Genomic DNA, 16,385 nt, shown 5'->3' on the forward strand with positions numbered 1-16,385 from the left:
GCGTGATGGTAGGCAGGGAGATGTTTCGCAGGTGGGTAATACTTACCACCCAATGGCGGCGCCATGCAAAACGCCGCATCCCGGGTCCGGGCATGCGGCGTTCTTCACAGCACCGGCATCACTCAGGCATGCAGGCTTTCGCAGGCATACAGGGTGTTTTCCAGCAGGCAGGCGCGGGTCATCGGGCCTACGCCGCCCGGTACCGGGGTGATCCAGCCGGCGCGGGGCAGGGCGGTGTCGTACACCACGTCGCCCACCAGCTTGCCATCGGCCTGACGGTTGATGCCCACGTCGATGACGATGGCGCCTTCCTTGATCCACTCGCCCTTGACCAGGCCCGGCTTGCCGGCGGCCACCACCACCAGGTCAGCACGGCCGACGTGGCCGGCCAGGTCCTGGGTGAAGCGGTGGGTGACGGTCACGGTGCAACCGGCCAGCAGCAGTTCCATGGCCATGGGGCGGCCGACGATGTTGGAGGCGCCCACGACTACGGCGTTCATGCCGTACAGGTCCTGACCGGTGCTTTCCAGCAGGGTCATGATGCCTTTTGGCGTGCACGGGCGCAGCAGCGGGATGCGCTGGGCCAGGCGGCCGACGTTGTAGGGGTGGAAGCCGTCCACGTCCTTGTCCGGACGAATGCGCTCCAGCAGCCTGGAGGCGTCCAGGTGCTCGGGCAGCGGCAGTTGCAGCAGGATGCCGTCGATGTTCGCGTCATCGTTCAGACGGTCGATCAGGCTTTCCAGCTCAAGCTGGGTGGTGGTGGCAGGCAGGTCGAAGGCCTGGGACAGAAAGCCGACCTCTTCGCAGTCTTTACGCTTGTGCGAGACATAAACCTGGGAGGCAGGATCGCTGCCGACCAGGATCACTGCCAGGCCCGGCGTGCGCAGGCCTTGCTGGCGACGCTCGGTGACCCGTTGGGCGATCTGCTGGCGCAGGCTGGCGGCGATTGCCTTGCCGTCGATAAGTTGTGCAGTCATGACGCGTGATTAACCATCGAGAGGGAAGAAAATGTGCGCGCATTCTCGCATGCTATAGAGGAAGGGCAAAGGCGCTTGGTCCGACGATTCCGCTAAGCCCTTAAATAAAATGAATTTTTTTCAGAAAGGAGTTGACGACCTGACCGGTCGTCTATAACATTCGTCGCACTTGTCGGGCAGGGCCTAGCACTGGTGAAAAAGGTCAGGCAGAGTTAGTCATTTAACTCGGCATGACTGAAGCTTACAATTTGCAGTCGTAACCGATTGCAGGTTATATAAGCGCCCGTAGCTCAGCTGGATAGAGCATCCGCCTTCTAAGCGGATGGTCGCAGGTTCGAGTCCTGCCGGGTGCGCCATTTCAGGCAGCTTTGGCACAAGTGACGCAGTAAGCGCAATATGGTGGGCGTAGCTCAGTTGGTAGAGCACAGGATTGTGACTCCTGTTGTCGTGGGTTCGATCCCCATCGTCCACCCCATATTTCGAAAGGCGCCTGATGAGAGTCTGGCGCCTTTGCTTTAAAACGCTTCAATGCGGACGTGGTGAAATTGGTAGACACACTGGATTTAGGTTCCAGCGGCGCAAGCTGTAAGAGTTCGAGTCTCTTCGTCCGCACCATTCAAGCTGTATCGCCCCGTCTGTAGTGGGGCACTGGTTGTAAATGTTTTATGGTGGGCGTAGCTCAGTTGGTAGAGCACAGGATTGTGACTCCTGTTGTCGTGGGTTCGATCCCCATCGTCCACCCCATATCTCATGAAAAAGGCGCCTGATGCGAATCAGGCGCCTTTTTTGTTTTTCCCGGTGTTTAAGTTTCCCGGCGTCGTGCCCGAAAAGCGCTCAGCGCGGCGCTAGGCATAATTCTTTCCTGCTCTGCCTCGTCTTATTGGAACCTGGTGTGGCAAGGCCGCAGATCACTGCTGGCCTGTCATGCGGGGCGTAGTTTCCATTCGTGCATTTACTGCCAAGCCCGAGGTTGACCCGTCATGTTCCTTAGCCCTGACCCTGTTCCGCTGTATTTGCCCGATGGGCGCCGGTTGGTGATCGATGTCGGCGAGCGTTTCCTGCGATTGCTGGCCGATGAGCAATTGTTGCTCGAATTGACTCGCCACGGCGATGCCTGGCAGCTGCCGGCTGGCGCTCACGTGCCGCAACTTCAGGTGGGCCTGTGGGCCCTGGCCCAGGGCTGTTTTGCCAGTGATCCGGGCTGTCAGGCAGTGACCATCCGGATGGATGCGACGCAATGCCCTGCGTCTGTGTTGCGGCAAGGCTTGCTCAAGCAGGGGCCGGGTGTCGGCGAGTACCAGATTCAGCGCGCGGCATTCTGGCAATTGGGCCGGCCATGGTTGAAGGCGCCCGGTGCCGGTGTGTATCCGCAGCAGCTGTGCATGAGTGAGGGGCGCCGTCACCCCGTGCGTGCGCCCAAGCCGCAGGGTGAGGTCTATCGTCGTTTCGACGCGCGGCTGGGAAGCTGGATTTCCTTGCGCACCCTGGAGATCGACACGGATCTGCAGCGCTTCAACCGTTGGCAGAACCACCCGCGGGTGCTGGAGTTCTGGCAAGAGGGTGGGAGTGTGGCCCAGCATCGTGAATACCTGGAAAGGCTTGCCGCTGATCCTCACAGCCTGACGCTGATCGGCTGTTTCGATGATCAGCCGTTTGCGTACTTTGAGGCCTATTGGGCCAAGGAGGATCGCATTGCGCCGTTTTACCAGGCCGATGACTATGACCGCGGCATCCATATGCTGGTGGGGGAGGACGCACACCGTGGCCCGCACAAGGTGCAGAGCTGGCTCGGCGCGCTGGTGCATTACCTGCTGCTGGACGATCCCCGCACTCAGCGGGTTGTCGCCGAGCCTCGCGCGGACAATGCCCGAATGATCGGCCACATGCAGCGCCAGGGTTTCTGGAAGGAGAAGGAATTTGACTTCCCCCACAAGCGCGCTGCGTTGATGGTGCAGAGCCGCGAAGGGTTTTTCGAGCGCTGCCCGCTCTGTTAGCGGGGGCAGGCGATTGCAGTGCGGGTGCGCGCTGCGGTTGCGGGCCGCACAACAAAAAGCCCGCCTTCTTGCGAAGGCGGGCTTTCGTCAGTTTGCCTGCTTAGCTATCAGCGGTACCAGCCGCCGTGATGGCCGCCGCCGCCGCCATGCCCGTGGCCCGGCAGGATAATGCATCCCGAAGTGCTGGCGATGGCGACGGCAGCGAAGGCGGCGATAGTGAACTTGGTCAGTTTGTTGAACACGGTTGTCTCCTGGTGTCGGGGTAAATGCGCCCGTTCTGATGTATCAGACACCGGATTTTTGTAACTGTTTGTCTATGAACGTAAATATTTTGAAAAGATCCGCGTGCGCGGTATCAGTGCATGCTCGCCGGGTAAATGCCGTCGGTCGCATCGCGAACGCGTGGAAAACTACGGCCAGAGCCCTGCCAAGCCCTTTGCAGGCGGGCTTTTGCGGCACTTTTGCCATTCGTTGTTTCAAGCTGCCTTGCACAGGGTGACTTCTTGTGTTCGACCCTCTAGAATGCATGCCCTTGATTGGGGTCGGAAATGGCCGGCTAACGTCTGTGCAACGAGGAAAATCCATGCAAGTTTCTGTTGAAAACACTTCCGCTCTCGAGCGCCGCATGACCATCGGCGTGCCTGCCGAGCGCATCGAGACCGAAGTCAACAAGCGTCTGCAACAGACTGCCCGTCGCGCTAAGGTTCCAGGCTTCCGTCCTGGCAAAGTGCCGATGAGCGTTATTCGCCAGCGCTACGAAGATTCCGCTCGTCAGGAAGCCCTGGGCGACCTGATCCAGGCGACTTTCTACGAAGCCGTGGTTGAGCAGAAGCTGAATCCAGCCGGTGCCCCGGCTGTAGAACCTAAAGTGTTCGAAAAGGGCAAGGACCTGGAATACGTCGCTACTTTCGAAGTATTCCCAGAGTTCGCCGTCGCAGGTTTCGAGTCCATCGCTGTCGAGCGCCTGAGCGCCGAAGTGGCTGACGCCGACCTGGACAACATGCTGGAAATCCTGCGCAAGCAGAACGTTCGTTTTGAAGCTGCCGACCATGCCGCTGCAAACGAAGACCAGCTGAACATCGATTTCGTCGGCAAGATCGACGGCGAAGCCTTCGCCGGTGGTTCGGCCCAGGGCACTCAGCTGGTGCTGGGTTCCGGCCGCATGATCCCAGGCTTCGAAGACGGCCTGGTTGGCGCCAAGGCCGGTGAAGAGCGCGTTCTGACCCTGACCTTCCCAGAGGACTATCAGAACCTGGACCTGGCTGGCAAAGCCGCCGAGTTCACCGTCACCGTCAACAGCGTTTCCGCACCGACCCTGCCAGAACTGAACGAAGCTTTCTTCAATCAGTTCGGCATCAAGGAAACCGGTCTGGAAGGCTTCCGCACTGAAGTTCGCAAGAACATGGAGCGCGAGCTGCGCCAGGCCATCAAGACCAAGGTGAAAAACCAGGTCATGGACGGTCTGCTGGCTGCCAACCCGATCGAAGTGCCAAAAGCCCTGCTGGAAAACGAAGTGAACCGCCTGCGCGTTCAAGCCGTTCAGCAGTTCGGTGGCAACATCAAGCCTGACCAACTGCCGGCCGAGCTGTTCGAAGAACAAGCCAAGCGTCGCGTAGTCCTGGGCCTGATCGTCGCTGAAGTGGTCAAGGCCAACGAGCTGAAGCCGGACGAAGCCCGCGTACGTGAGCTGATCCAGGAAATGGCCTCGGCCTACCAGGAGCCAGAGCAGGTCGTGGCGTGGTACTACAAGAACGACCAGCAACTGAACGAAGTGCGTTCGGTTGTGCTGGAAGAACAAGTTGTGGATACTGTTCTGCAGAAAGCTAGCGTGACCGACAAATCGGTCTCCTACGAAGAAGCAGTCAAGCCGGTGGAAGCTGCACAAGCCGACTGATTCCTTCCTGCGTTGGAACACCACCATAAGCCAGCCTTCGTGCTGGCTTATGCGTATTCAAGACTTGACTATTTGGGAGTGAGTGCGAGACATGTCCCGCAATTCTTATATTCAGCACAGTTCTGACATCCAGGCCGCTGGCGGCCTGGTCCCGATGGTTGTCGAGCAATCGGCTCGTGGCGAGCGCGCATACGACATCTACTCGCGTCTGTTGAAAGAGCGAGTGATTTTCCTGGTCGGCCCGGTAGAGGACTACATGGCCAACCTGATCTGCGCACAGCTGCTGTTCCTTGAAGCCGAAAACCCGGACAAGGATATCCATCTGTACATCAACTCCCCAGGCGGTTCGGTGACTGCAGGCATGTCGATCTACGACACCATGCAGTTCATCAAGCCGGACGTGTCCACCACCTGTATTGGTCAGGCGTGCAGCATGGGCGCCTTCCTGCTGGCCGGTGGTGCCAAGGACAAGCGTTACTGCCTGCCCAACTCGCGTGTGATGATTCACCAGCCACTGGGCGGTTTCCAGGGCCAGGCGTCGGACATCGACATTCACGCCCGCGAAATCCTCACGATTCGTCATCGCCTGAACGAGCTGCTGGCCTACCACACCGGCCAGACCATCGAGCAGATCGAGCAAGACACCAATCGTGACAACTTCATGAATGCCGAGCGTGCGGCTGAGTACGGCCTGGTCGACTCGGTCATCAACAAGCGTCAGATGCCTGCCTAAGCGGAGCAAATGCCAGGTGGTTGGCATTGTCAGCCACCTGCGGACTTGAAAAACCCCGCGATTGCCTTCATCTTGTGTTGCAAGCCTATCGGATTTGGATCGATCGAATGACTGACACCCGCAACGGCGAGGACAACGGCAAATTGCTCTATTGCTCCTTCTGTGGCAAAAGCCAGCATGAAGTACGCAAATTGATTGCCGGCCCCTCGGTCTTTATCTGCGACGAGTGCGTCGACCTGTGCAACGACATCATCCGCGAGGAGGTGCAGGAAGCCCAGGCCGAAAGCAACGCGCATAAATTGCCTTCGCCCAAAGAAATCAGCGGCATCCTTGATCAGTACGTCATTGGTCAGGAACGTGCCAAAAAAGTTCTGGCGGTAGCGGTGTACAACCACTACAAGCGCCTGAACCAACGCGACAAGAAAGGCGACGACGTCGAGCTGGGCAAGAGCAACATCCTGCTCATCGGCCCGACCGGTTCGGGCAAGACGCTGCTGGCTGAAACCCTGGCGCGCCTGCTCAACGTCCCGTTCACCATCGCCGACGCCACCACGCTGACTGAAGCGGGTTATGTCGGTGAAGACGTTGAAAACATTATTCAAAAGCTGTTGCAGAAGTGCGACTACGATGTCGAGAAGGCCCAGATGGGCATTGTCTACATCGACGAGATCGACAAGATCTCGCGCAAGTCCGACAACCCGTCCATCACTCGTGATGTCTCGGGCGAGGGCGTGCAGCAGGCATTGCTGAAGCTGATCGAGGGCACCGTTGCCTCGGTACCGCCACAAGGCGGTCGCAAGCATCCTCAGCAGGAGTTCCTGCAAGTCGACACCCGCAACATCCTGTTCATCTGTGGCGGTGCGTTCTCGGGCCTCGAAAAGGTCATCCAGAACCGTTCCACCGCAGGCGGCATCGGCTTCAACGCCCAGGTGCGCAGCAAACAGGAAGGCAAGAAGGTGGGCGAGTCCCTGCGTGAAGTCGAGCCTGACGACCTGGTCAAGTTCGGTCTGATCCCGGAATTCGTTGGCCGTCTGCCGGTGCTGGCGACCCTTGACGAGCTCGACGAAGCTGCGCTGATGCAGATTCTCACCGAGCCGAAGAACGCCCTCACCAAGCAATACGCCAAGCTGTTCGAAATGGAAGGCGTGGACCTGGAATTCCGTACCGACGCGCTGAAGTCCGTGGCTCACCGCGCGCTGGAACGTAAAACCGGTGCCCGTGGCCTGCGTTCGATCCTGGAAGGCGTGCTGCTGGACACCATGTACGAGATCCCTTCGCAGACTGACGTCAGTAAAGTGGTGATCGACGAAAGCGTCATCGAAGGAAAGTCCAAGCCACTGTTAATCTACGAAAACAGTGAGACGCCGGCCAAGGCTGCGCCAGACGCATAAGTCGTACTGCGGCTTGAAACAGGAAGGGGCCTTCGGGCCCCTTTGCTTTTCCTGCCCGCAGCGCTTGTTTTTTTGTGGGGCTGCCCCCACATTGATCACAAGCTCAATTCCATCTGTCTACGGCCCGAGGGCCGCTGTAGAGGCGAAATCATGAAGACAACCATCGAATTGCCTCTCCTGCCATTGCGTGATGTCGTCGTGTATCCGCACATGGTGATCCCGCTGTTCGTGGGGCGCGAGAAATCCATCGAAGCCCTCGAGGCGGCGATGACGGGCGAAAAGCAGATCCTGCTGCTGGCCCAGAAGAATCCAGCCGACGATGATCCAGGCGAAGACGCCCTGTATCGCGTGGGTACCGTTGCCACCGTGTTGCAATTGCTCAAGCTGCCTGATGGCACCGTCAAGGTGCTGGTAGAGGGTGAGCAGCGCGGTACCGTTGAAAGCTTCATGGAAGTGGACGGCCATTGCCGCGCTGAAGTGCAGCTGATCGACGAAGTCGAGGCCCCGGACCGCGAGTCCGAGGTGTTCGTGCGCAGCCTGCTGGCTCAGTTCGAGCAATACGTGCAGTTGGGCAAGAAAGTCCCCGCCGAAGTCCTGTCCTCGCTCAACAGCATCGATGAGCCCGGCCGCCTGGTCGACACCATGGCCGCGCACATGGCGCTGAAGATCGAGCAGAAGCAGGAAATCCTCGAAATCATCGACCTGTCCGCGCGGGTCGAGCACGTGCTGGCCCTGTTGGACGCCGAAATCGACCTGCTGCAGGTCGAGAAGCGCATCCGTGGCCGGGTGAAAAAACAAATGGAGCGCAGCCAGCGCGAGTACTACCTGAATGAGCAGATGAAGGCCATTCAGAAAGAACTCGGCGACAGCGACGAAGGCCACAACGAAGTCGAAGAGCTGAAAAAGCGCATTGAAGCCGCTGGCCTGCCAAAAGACGCTTACGCCAAGGCCCAGGCCGAGCTGAACAAGCTGAAACAAATGTCGCCAATGTCGGCCGAAGCCACCGTGGTGCGCTCCTACATCGACTGGCTGGTGCAAGTGCCGTGGAAGGCCCAGAGCAAGGTGCGCCTTGACCTGGCCCGCGCCGAGGACATCCTCGACGCCGACCACTACGGCCTGGAAGAGGTCAAGGAACGTATCCTTGAGTACCTCGCCGTGCAGAAGCGCGTGAAAAAGATCCGTGGTCCGGTGTTGTGCCTGGTCGGCCCGCCTGGCGTGGGTAAAACCTCGCTGGCCGAGTCCATCGCCCATGCCACCAACCGCAAGTTCGTGCGCATGGCCCTGGGCGGCGTGCGTGACGAGGCCGAGATCCGTGGCCACCGTCGTACTTACATCGGTTCCATGCCGGGCCGCCTGATCCAGAAGATGACCAAGGTAGGGGTGCGCAACCCGCTGTTCCTGCTGGACGAAATCGACAAGATGGGCAGCGACATGCGTGGCGACCCGGCTTCGGCACTGCTGGAAGTGCTGGACCCGGAACAGAACCATAACTTCAACGACCACTACCTGGAAGTCGACTACGACCTCTCGGACGTGATGTTCCTCTGCACCTCGAACTCCATGAACATCCCGCCAGCGTTGCTGGACCGGATGGAAGTGATCCGCCTGCCGGGTTACACCGAGGACGAGAAGATCAACATCGCCACCAAGTACCTGTCGCCCAAGCAAATCACGGCCAACGGCCTGAAGAAGGGTGAGCTGGAGCTGGAAGTGGCCGCGATTCGCGACATTATCCGCTACTACACCCGTGAAGCCGGTGTGCGTGGCCTGGAGCGTCAGATCGCCAAGGTGTGCCGCAAGGTGGTCAAGGAACACGCCCGCGACAAGCATTTCTCGGTGAAAGTGACCTCCGACTCGCTCGAGCACTTCCTGGGCGTGCGCAAGTTCCGTTACGGCCTGGCCGAGCAGCAGGACCAGATCGGCCAGGTGACCGGCCTTGCGTGGACCCAGGTGGGCGGCGAACTGCTGACCATCGAAGCCGCCGTGGTACCGGGCAAGGGCCAGTTGATCAAGACCGGTTCGCTGGGTGATGTGATGGTTGAATCCATTACCGCCGCATTGACCGTGGTGCGCAGCCGCGCCAAGAGCCTGGGCATCCCCCTGGACTTCCACGAGAAACGCGACACCCACATCCACATGCCCGAAGGCGCCACACCGAAGGATGGCCCAAGTGCCGGCGTCGGCATGTGCACCGCACTGGTCTCGGCACTGACCCAGATCCCGGTTCGTGCCGATGTGGCCATGACTGGCGAGATCACTTTGCGTGGTCAGGTGCTAGCTATTGGTGGTCTGAAGGAAAAATTGCTGGCCGCTCACCGCGGTGGAATCAAGACAGTGATCATTCCCGAAGAGAACGTGCGTGATTTGAAGGAAATTCCTGACAATATTAAGCAGGATCTTCAGATTAAACCGGTTAAATGGATTGACGAAGTGCTCCAGATTGCGCTGCAATACGCCCCGGAGCCCTTGCCCGATGTGGCTCCGGAGATTGTCGCGAAGGACGAGAAACGCGACTCTGATTCCAAGGAAAGAATCAGCACGCACTAGCAAGCATTTTTCACCGGGGGGCTTTCTTGACAGCTTTTTAAAGCCCTTGTTATAAAGCGGCACTTCAATGTGTCAGCAGCCTCCCGGCGCAGTTTTAGCTTTCACCACATACTTAGAAACAAACTCATATAGATATAAGGGGACTTAGAGTGAACAAGTCGGAACTGATTGATGCTATCGCCGCATCTGCTGATATCCCGAAAGCTGTAGCTGGCCGCGCGCTGGACGCAGTAATCGACTCCGTCACTGGCGCTCTGAAGGCTGGCGACTCCGTGGTACTGGTAGGTTTCGGTACTTTCTCTGTGACTGACCGTCCAGCTCGCGTTGGCCGTAACCCACAGACTGGCAAGACCCTGGAAATCGCTGCTGCCAAGAAGCCTGGCTTCAAAGCCGGCAAAGCACTGAAAGAAGCGGTAAACTAAGTTCTTTCACGCCTTTGCCCGACCGGGGCGGGAAAAATTTCCGACCTGGAAGCGGAGCAGCCATTGAGCTGGTCTCAAGCCGACGCACGGCGCCGGTGATTGCTCCGCCAGTTACGAGAAGGCGCATCCTCGGATGCGCCTTTCTTCTATCCGGATTCTACCCACTCTCCGCGGTTGCTTAATCAGTACAACCGTTTCTGGGGGACGCATGCTGCAGAATATCAGGGACAATTCACAAGGCTGGATTGCCAAGACCATCATCGGTGTCATCGTTGCCTTGATGGCACTGACCGGCTTCGATGCCATTTTCAAGGCCACCAGCCATACCGCCGAAGCCGCCAAGGTCAATGGCGACGCCATTACCCAGAGCGAGTTGGCCCAGGCTGTCGAAATGCAACGCCGCCAGCTGATGCAACAGCTGGGCAAGGACTTCGACGCTTCCATGCTCGACGAGAAAATGCTGCGTGAAGCCGCACTCAAAGGGCTGATCGATCGCAAGCTGCTGATCCAGGGCGCCACCGATGCCAAGTTCAGCTTCTCGGAAGCCGAGCTGGACCAGTTGATCCTGCAAACCCCTGAGTTCCAGGTGGATGGCAAGTTCAGCGCCGACCGTTTCGACGCCGTCATTCGCCAGATGGGCTACTCGCGTCTGCAATTCCGCCAGATGATGGCCCAGGAAATGCTGGTCGGCCAACTGCGCGCCGGTGTGGCGGGCAGCAGCTTCGTCACCGACGCCCAGGTGCAGGCCTTCGCCCGTCTGGAAAAACAGACCCGCGATTTCGCCTCGCTGACGCTCAAGGCTGATCCGTCCGCCGTCAAGGTTGGCGACGATGAAATCAAGGCGCACTACGACCAGCACGCTAAAGAGTTCATGAGCCCCGACCAGGTGGTGATTGACTACATCGAGCTGAAGAAGTCGTCGTTCTTCGACAAGGTCACCGTCAAGGACGAAGACCTGCAGGCCGCCTACAAGGCCCAGACCGCTGCGCTGTCCGAGCAGCGTCGTGCCGCGCACATCCTGATCGAAGTCAACGCCAAGACCACCGACGCCCAGGCCAAGGCCAAGATCGAAGACATCCAGGCGCGCCTGGCCAAGGGCGAAGACTTCGCCAAGCTGGCCAAGGAGTTCTCGCAGGATCCGGGTTCGGCCAACAATGGCGGTGACCTGGGTTACGCCGGCAAGGGTGTCTACGACCCGGCCTTCGAAACCGCCCTGTATGCCTTGAACAAGGACCAGGTGTCGGCGCCGGTGCGCAGCCAGTTCGGCTACCACCTGATCAAGCTGCTGGGCGTGCAGGCACCGAACGTGCCGACCTTCGCCAGCCTGAAAGACAAGCTGACCCGCGAAGCCAAGACCGCCCAGGTTGAGCAGATGTACGTCGATGCCGCGAAGAAGCTGGAAGACTCGGCGTTCGAAGCCTCTGACCTGGTGCAGCCGGCCTCGGACCTGGGCCTGAAGGTGCAGACCTCCGCAGCGTTCGGTCGCGACGGTGGCAGCGAAGGCGTGACCGCCAACCGTGCCGTCATCCAGGCCGCGTTCAGCCCCGAAGTGATGGACGAAGGCGCCAACAGCTCGGCCATCGAACTGGACCCGGAAACCACCGTGGTGGTGCACGTGAAGGAACACCGCAAGCCGGCGCAACTGCCGCTGGAAGCCGTGTCCGACGCGATCCGTAAGCACCTGGCGCAAGTCAAGGCCAGCGACGCGGTGAAGGCCAAGGCCGACGCCCTGATCGCCAGCCTGCGTGATGGCAAGGCGGCTGACGCCCAAGGCTGGAAAACCCAGGAAGCCGCTACCCGCAGCCAGGAAGGGGTTGACCCAACCGTGCTGCAGGCCGTGTTCCGCATGACCAAGCCCCAGGGCAAGGACAAGCCGGTCTACGACAGCGTTGCCCTGTCCGATGGCAGCTACGTGGTAGTGCGCCTGAACGGTGTCAACGAAGCCGCTGCTGCCAGCGATGCCGAGAAAGCGCAATATCGTCGCTTCCTGGCCTCGCGTGCCGGCCAGCAGGACTTTGCTGCCTACCGCAAGGCGCTGGAAACCAAGGCGGACATCACGCGCTACTAAGCGTTTGATGCCCCAACGAAAAAGGCCGCGAAAGCGGCCTTTTTCTTTGTAGCCGCTGGCGAAGCCTGCGCTGGCCGGTGTGAACCCTGAACATCTCCAGCGAGGCGCAGGGCCAGCGCAGCCTTCGGCAGCGGCTACCTGCCATCCGTAGCCGCTGCCGCTAGGCTGCGCTGGCCGGTGTGAACCCTGAAAATCTTCAGCGAGGCGCAGGGCCAGCGCAGCCTTCGGCAGCGGCTACCTGCCATCCGTAGCCGCTGCCGCTAGGCTGCGCTGGCCGGTGTGAACCCTGAAAATCTCCAGCGAGACGCAGGGCCAGCGCAGCCTTCGGCAGCGGCTACCTGCCATCCGTAGCCGCTGCCGCTAGGCTGCGCTGGCCGGTGTGAACCCTGAAAATCTCCAGCGAGGCGCAGGGCCAGCGCAGCCTTCGGCAGCGGCTACATGCCATCCGTAGCCGCTGCCGCTAGGCTACAACGATGCAGGCCGCAGCAGGTAGGTATCCATGATCCACCCATGCCGCGCACGTGCCTGTTCACGCACCCGGATGATCTCATCGGCCACTTCATCCAGCGGCCCGGCAATCAATATCTCATCGACACTGCCCACGTACGCCCCCCACCAGATAAACAACCCCTGCCCACGCAACCGCGCGAACGCCTGATGGGCATCCAGCATCACCACCTGACTGTCCCCAGGCGCCAAAGGCGTCGCTAACTGCCGCCCGGGACTGATCCGCACCGACCCCCCAATCTCATTGAGCGTGACCTTGTGGCTGGCCGCCAGCGCCTGCACCGCACTGATGCCGGGAATGACTTGGTACTCGAACATCTGGCGCCCGCCGGCCAGTATCGTCTGCAAAATACGCAGGGTGCTGTCGTACAGCGACGGATCACCCCATACCAGGATGCCCGCACATTCGCCATCGGCCAGGTGCTGGTCCATCAGGCGCTCCAGCACCTGCTGCTTGTCTTCATTGAGTTGCTCGACCGCACTGGTGTAGCTGCCACCATCGGTTCCGCGCTCGGGGTTGCCAGCTTCCACAAAACGCCACGGCCGCTCGGTGGCCAACCGCGTGCACAGGTCACGGCGCAGGTCGTTCAGGCCATGCTTGGCCGGCCCCTTGTCGAACAGGAAGAACACGTCCACGCGGTTCAGTGCCTTGAGCGCCTGCAGCGTAAGGTGGTCCGGGTTGCCGGCGCCAATGCCAATCACCAGAACGGTTTTCATGGGCATGCCTCAGGGCAGGTATTGAACGTGCGGCCGGCCATGGTGGGTCGAACGCGTAACCTCGGCGCGTACGCCGTAGACCTCGGCGATCAGCGCAGCGGTGATGACCTGTTCGGGGCTGCCACAGGCCACCACGCGACCGTGTTGCAGCATCACCAGCTGGTCACAGAACATCGCCCCCAGGTTCAGGTCGTGCAGGGCCATCACGCACGTGACCGGCAACCCCTGGATCAGTTGTAGCAGCTGCAACTGATGCTGGATATCCAGGTGATTGGTGGGTTCGTCCAGCAACAGCTCGCTGGGACATTGCGCCAGGGCGCGGGCGATCTGCGTGCGCTGGCGTTCGCCACCGGACAGGCTGCGCCACGGGCGCTGGCGCAGGTCGCTCAACTGCATGCGCGCCAGGGCTTGATCGACAATCACTTGGTCGGCGCTGGTCCAGGGTGCCAGGGCGCCGCGATGGGGCGTGCGGCCCAGGCGCACGATGTCCTGCACGGCGATGTCGATGTCGGTGCCGGCGTGCTGTTCCACCAGGGCCAGGCGCCGGGCGAGGGCCTTGCGCGGCCACTGGGCTAGCGCTTGCTGATCCAGGCTGACACTGCCCTGGCTGGGCGGGCGCAAGCCGGCCAGCAAGCGCAGCAGCGTCGACTTGCCCGACCCGTTGGGGCCGATCAGCCCGAGGATGCCGCGCTCGGGCAGGGCCAGGCTGACGCCTTGAATGATCAGGCGGCCATCGCTGTGCCAGCCGACGTTATCGGCGCGCAGGCTCATGCCGTGCCTCGCTTGCGGTAGAGCAGGGCGGCGAACACCGGCGCGCCCACCAGGGCCGTGACCACGCCGATCGGCAGCACCTGCCCGGGCACGATCAGCCGCGAGGCGATGTCGGCCAGCACCATGAAATTGCCGCCGATCAGCGCGCTGGCCAGCAACAGCCGCACGTGCCGTGGGCCCACCAGCAGGCGCGCCATGTGCGGCACCACCAGGCCGACAAAGCCCACGGCGCCGACAATGCTCACCAGGCTGGCGGTGATCAGCGCCGTCACCGCAAACAGCAGCCAGCGCACCCGGGTCACGGGTACGCCGAGGCTGGCGGCGGCATCGTCGCCGAAGGTGAAGGCGTCCAGGGTGCGTGCGCAGTACAGGCACACCGCCAGGCCGATGCCCACCACGGTGGCCGCCAATCCGACGTCGTTCCAGCGCACCCCGCCCAGGCTGCCCAGCAGCCAGAACATCACGCTGCGAGCCTGTTCGGCGTTGGCCGAGGTCGAGACGATCCACGCCGTCAGGGCATTGAATAATTGCGCACCGGCCACCCCGGCCAATATCACTTGCGCCGGGCCGCCCTGGATGCCGGTGGCCAGCAGCACCACCAGGCCGAAGGCCAAGGCCGCGCCGAGGAAGGCGCCCAGCGAGATGCCGATCAGGCCGCCGCCCAGGCCCAGCAACATCACCAGCACCGCGCCGGTGGAGGCGCCGGCACTGATGCCCAGCACGTAAGGGTCGGCCAGGGCATTGCGCAGCAGCGCCTGCAACACCGCGCCGCACAGCGACAGGCCGGCGCCGCAGCACGCTGCCACCAAGGCGCGGCTAAGGCGGTATTCAAAAATGATGCCCTGCTGGATGCGCGGTACTTCATAGCTGCCCAGGCCCAGGCCGTTGAGCAGCGCCTTGAGGGTGACGTCCAGGGGAATATTCAGCTCGCCCAACGACACCGCCAGGGCAATCGACAGCGCCAGGCTGGCCAGGGCCAGAACGGCCAGCAGCCAGCGCAGGGCGCGGCCACTGTCGGCCAGCACGGGTTGAATCACGGGTGCTTGCCCGTGGAATCAGCCAGGCCCGTGGCGATCTGCTCGATGGCGTCGACCACGCCCATGGACGGGTTCAGGGTGTTGGCATCGACCACAATCAGGCGGCCGTTGCGCACGGCCTTCAGTTCGCGGGTCACCGGATCGTTGCGCAGGAAGGCCAGCTTCTTCTCGACGTCATCGGCCGGGTACAGGCGCCGTTGCATGCGCGCCAGCACAATCACGTCGGGGTCCTTGGCGGCGATGCTTTCCCAGCTCACGCCGGGCCATTCCTCGTCGCTGTCGATCACGTTGTTCAGGCCCAGCACCTGGGAGATATAGCCGGGCGCGCCGTTCTTGCCGGCCACCCACGGGTCGCCTTCCAGGCGCGTGCTGGAGAACCAGTACAGCACCGACAACGGCGGGTGCGGGGTGGCGTTGGCCAGCTTCACCGCCGCGGCGACGCGCTGGTGCAGGCGCGCGCTCAGCGCCTGGCCGGCCGCGGGTACGTTGAAGATGCTCGACAGCTCGCTGATTTCCTTGTCCACCAGCGCCAGGGAATACAACTGGCTGCGGCTGCCGTCGGCGTTGGAATGGGCGGTTACGCCCTTGCCGTCGCAGTCGCTGGGGGACACGTAGGAGGGGATGCCCAGCTTGAGCAATTGCTCAGGGGTTGCCACCTCGCCCTGGGGGCCGACGTGGTAGGTGTACTGCGCCACGACGATGTCCGGCGCGGCCTTGGCTACCGATTCGAAGCTGGGTGCGTTGTCGGCCAGGCGCGGCACCTTCGCGCCGGCATCGGCCAGCGAGGCGGGCAGCGGCCCGAACCACACCCCGGTGCCGACCATGCGCGGCCCCAGGCCCAGGGACAGCAGCAGCTCGGTGCTGGCCTGGCCCAGGCTGACGGCCCGTTGCGGGGCGGCGTCGATGCGCACGCTGTGGCCGCAGTTCTGCAGGGTCAGCGGGTAGTGAGTGGCGTCGGCAAACGCAGCGGTGGCCGACAGTGACAGGCAGGCGAAGGCAAGGTGACGAAACAGCATAAAGCAGCTCCCGGGATGGCGCGTCCGTTGGGCGAAAGGGGAAACAAGCAGCAAGGTCTGGCTGACGGGCAAAGCCCGAACACAGTGGCGCGACCGCACCGGATTCAAACCGGCTTCCTGCTGCCTGCATGAAAAAGCCGGGCAAGGGTAGGCTGCATTGCCACCCAGAGCAACCCATCCCTCCAAAGCGGGCAGACAAGGCTGGCAACGCGGTCTCACAGGCCATGGTACGTTGCAACAAATGTGGGACCGGGGGGCCGGCCATCCGGCTCTGCCCGGGAAGCGCCGCGCGGGCGGCGCGCGGTCTCAGG

The 16,385-nt window shown here is 61.6% G+C and carries 13 protein-coding genes and 4 tRNA genes; 11 read left to right on the forward strand and 6 right to left on the reverse strand.

Translation table 11 applies throughout. The features are described 5' to 3' along the window. Positions 1 to 122: 122 nt before the first annotated feature. Positions 123 to 977 (reverse strand): bifunctional methylenetetrahydrofolate dehydrogenase/methenyltetrahydrofolate cyclohydrolase FolD, encoded by an 855-nt coding sequence (folD, locus tag ACZ9GA_RS05435; protein ID WP_457356723.1) that lies wholly within the window; start codon positions 975 to 977, stop codon positions 123 to 125. Between the two features lie 279 nt (positions 978 to 1,256). On the opposite strand from folD, the gene ACZ9GA_RS05440 reads away from it, so the two are divergent. The 5 genes from ACZ9GA_RS05440 to ACZ9GA_RS05460 all read left to right on the forward strand — a co-directional run bounded on the left by ACZ9GA_RS05440 (position 1,257) and on the right by ACZ9GA_RS05460 (position 2,971). Next, positions 1,257 to 1,333 (forward strand) — tRNA-Arg (locus tag ACZ9GA_RS05440). 43 nt (positions 1,334 to 1,376) lie between these two features. Further along, positions 1,377 to 1,452, forward strand: a tRNA-His gene (locus ACZ9GA_RS05445). Positions 1,453 to 1,507: 55 nt separating this feature from the next. Continuing rightward, positions 1,508 to 1,592, forward strand: a tRNA-Leu gene (locus tag ACZ9GA_RS05450). A gap of 53 nt (positions 1,593 to 1,645) precedes the next feature. Then, positions 1,646 to 1,721, forward strand: a tRNA-His gene (locus ACZ9GA_RS05455). Between the two features lie 236 nt (positions 1,722 to 1,957). Then, complete coding sequence (locus tag ACZ9GA_RS05460; RefSeq protein ID WP_457356722.1) at positions 1,958 to 2,971, forward strand: GNAT family N-acetyltransferase; 1,014 nt, start codon at positions 1,958 to 1,960, stop codon at positions 2,969 to 2,971. Positions 2,972 to 3,078: 107 nt separating this feature from the next. Here ACZ9GA_RS05460 and ACZ9GA_RS05465 read toward each other — a convergent pair whose 3' ends face one another. Beyond that, the gene (locus ACZ9GA_RS05465; RefSeq protein ID WP_457356721.1) at positions 3,079 to 3,213 is read right to left on the reverse strand and encodes a hypothetical protein; all 135 of its coding nucleotides are present in this window, start codon (positions 3,211 to 3,213) and stop codon (positions 3,079 to 3,081) included. 341 nt (positions 3,214 to 3,554) lie between these two features. Between ACZ9GA_RS05465 and tig the strand changes: the two genes are divergently transcribed. The 6 genes from tig to ACZ9GA_RS05495 all read left to right on the forward strand — a co-directional run bounded on the left by tig (position 3,555) and on the right by ACZ9GA_RS05495 (position 12,026). Further along, positions 3,555 to 4,865 carry a trigger factor gene (gene tig / locus ACZ9GA_RS05470; protein ID WP_457356720.1) on the forward strand — a complete coding sequence of 437 codons (1,311 nt, stop codon included), beginning with the start codon at positions 3,555 to 3,557 and terminating at the stop codon, positions 4,863 to 4,865. A 91-nt stretch (positions 4,866 to 4,956) separates the two neighbouring features. After that, the gene (gene clpP / locus ACZ9GA_RS05475; RefSeq protein WP_457356719.1) at positions 4,957 to 5,598 is read left to right on the forward strand and encodes an ATP-dependent Clp endopeptidase proteolytic subunit ClpP; all 642 of its coding nucleotides are present in this window, start codon (positions 4,957 to 4,959) and stop codon (positions 5,596 to 5,598) included. Positions 5,599 to 5,705: 107 nt separating this feature from the next. Continuing rightward, positions 5,706 to 6,989 (forward strand): ATP-dependent Clp protease ATP-binding subunit ClpX, encoded by a 1,284-nt coding sequence (gene clpX / locus ACZ9GA_RS05480; RefSeq protein ID WP_027981470.1) that lies wholly within the window; start codon positions 5,706 to 5,708, stop codon positions 6,987 to 6,989. A 150-nt stretch (positions 6,990 to 7,139) separates the two neighbouring features. Then, positions 7,140 to 9,536, forward strand: coding sequence for an endopeptidase La (lon, locus tag ACZ9GA_RS05485; RefSeq protein ID WP_457356718.1), 2,397 nt, complete (start codon positions 7,140 to 7,142; stop codon positions 9,534 to 9,536). A 149-nt stretch (positions 9,537 to 9,685) separates the two neighbouring features. Continuing rightward, positions 9,686 to 9,958 (forward strand): HU family DNA-binding protein, encoded by a 273-nt coding sequence (locus ACZ9GA_RS05490; protein WP_008373806.1) that lies wholly within the window; start codon positions 9,686 to 9,688, stop codon positions 9,956 to 9,958. A gap of 208 nt (positions 9,959 to 10,166) precedes the next feature. Beyond that, positions 10,167 to 12,026 (forward strand): SurA N-terminal domain-containing protein, encoded by a 1,860-nt coding sequence (locus ACZ9GA_RS05495; protein ID WP_457356717.1) that lies wholly within the window; start codon positions 10,167 to 10,169, stop codon positions 12,024 to 12,026. A gap of 465 nt (positions 12,027 to 12,491) precedes the next feature. Here the strand turns inward: ACZ9GA_RS05495 and cobF are convergent, their stop codons facing one another. Genes cobF through ACZ9GA_RS05515 form a run of 4 tightly spaced genes read right to left on the reverse strand, consistent with a single transcriptional unit; the run spans position 12,492 to position 16,074 of the window. Further along, positions 12,492 to 13,250 carry a precorrin-6A synthase (deacetylating) gene (cobF, locus tag ACZ9GA_RS05500; protein WP_457356716.1) on the reverse strand — a complete coding sequence of 253 codons (759 nt, stop codon included), beginning with the start codon at positions 13,248 to 13,250 and terminating at the stop codon, positions 12,492 to 12,494. Between the two features lie 9 nt (positions 13,251 to 13,259). Continuing rightward, a complete protein-coding gene (locus ACZ9GA_RS05505) occupies positions 13,260 to 14,021 on the reverse strand; it encodes an ABC transporter ATP-binding protein (protein ID WP_457356715.1) in 762 nt (253 codons plus the stop codon). Next, a complete protein-coding gene (locus ACZ9GA_RS05510; RefSeq protein WP_457356714.1) occupies positions 14,018 to 15,058 on the reverse strand; it encodes a FecCD family ABC transporter permease in 1,041 nt (346 codons plus the stop codon). Before ACZ9GA_RS05510 ends, ACZ9GA_RS05505 begins: the two co-directional genes overlap by 4 nt. Beyond that, the gene (locus tag ACZ9GA_RS05515; protein ID WP_457356713.1) at positions 15,055 to 16,074 is read right to left on the reverse strand and encodes an ABC transporter substrate-binding protein; all 1,020 of its coding nucleotides are present in this window, start codon (positions 16,072 to 16,074) and stop codon (positions 15,055 to 15,057) included. The genes ACZ9GA_RS05510 and ACZ9GA_RS05515 overlap by 4 nt, the downstream gene beginning before the upstream one ends. Between the last annotated feature and the right edge of the window lie 311 nt (positions 16,075 to 16,385).

This window comes from Pseudomonas sp. TE3644 (genome assembly GCF_056278815.1).

Bases quoted from the DNA above. Each gene is read 5' to 3' on its own strand.
- folD (WP_457356723.1), bottom strand. From the start codon at position 977: ATGACTGCACAACTTATCGACGGCAAGGCAATCGCCGCCAGCCTGCGC.
- ACZ9GA_RS05460 (WP_457356722.1), top strand. From the start codon at position 1,958: ATGTTCCTTAGCCCTGACCCTGTTCCGCTGTATTTGCCCGATGGGCGC.
- tig (WP_457356720.1), top strand. From the start codon at position 3,555: ATGCAAGTTTCTGTTGAAAACACTTCCGCTCTCGAGCGCCGCATGACC.
- clpP (WP_457356719.1), top strand. From the start codon at position 4,957: ATGTCCCGCAATTCTTATATTCAGCACAGTTCTGACATCCAGGCCGCT.
- clpX (WP_027981470.1), top strand. From the start codon at position 5,706: ATGACTGACACCCGCAACGGCGAGGACAACGGCAAATTGCTCTATTGC.
- lon (WP_457356718.1), top strand. From the start codon at position 7,140: ATGAAGACAACCATCGAATTGCCTCTCCTGCCATTGCGTGATGTCGTC.
- ACZ9GA_RS05495 (WP_457356717.1), top strand. From the start codon at position 10,167: ATGCTGCAGAATATCAGGGACAATTCACAAGGCTGGATTGCCAAGACC.
- cobF (WP_457356716.1), bottom strand. From the start codon at position 13,250: ATGAAAACCGTTCTGGTGATTGGCATTGGCGCCGGCAACCCGGACCAC.
- ACZ9GA_RS05505 (WP_457356715.1), bottom strand. From the start codon at position 14,021: ATGAGCCTGCGCGCCGATAACGTCGGCTGGCACAGCGATGGCCGCCTG.
- ACZ9GA_RS05515 (WP_457356713.1), bottom strand. From the start codon at position 16,074: ATGCTGTTTCGTCACCTTGCCTTCGCCTGCCTGTCACTGTCGGCCACC.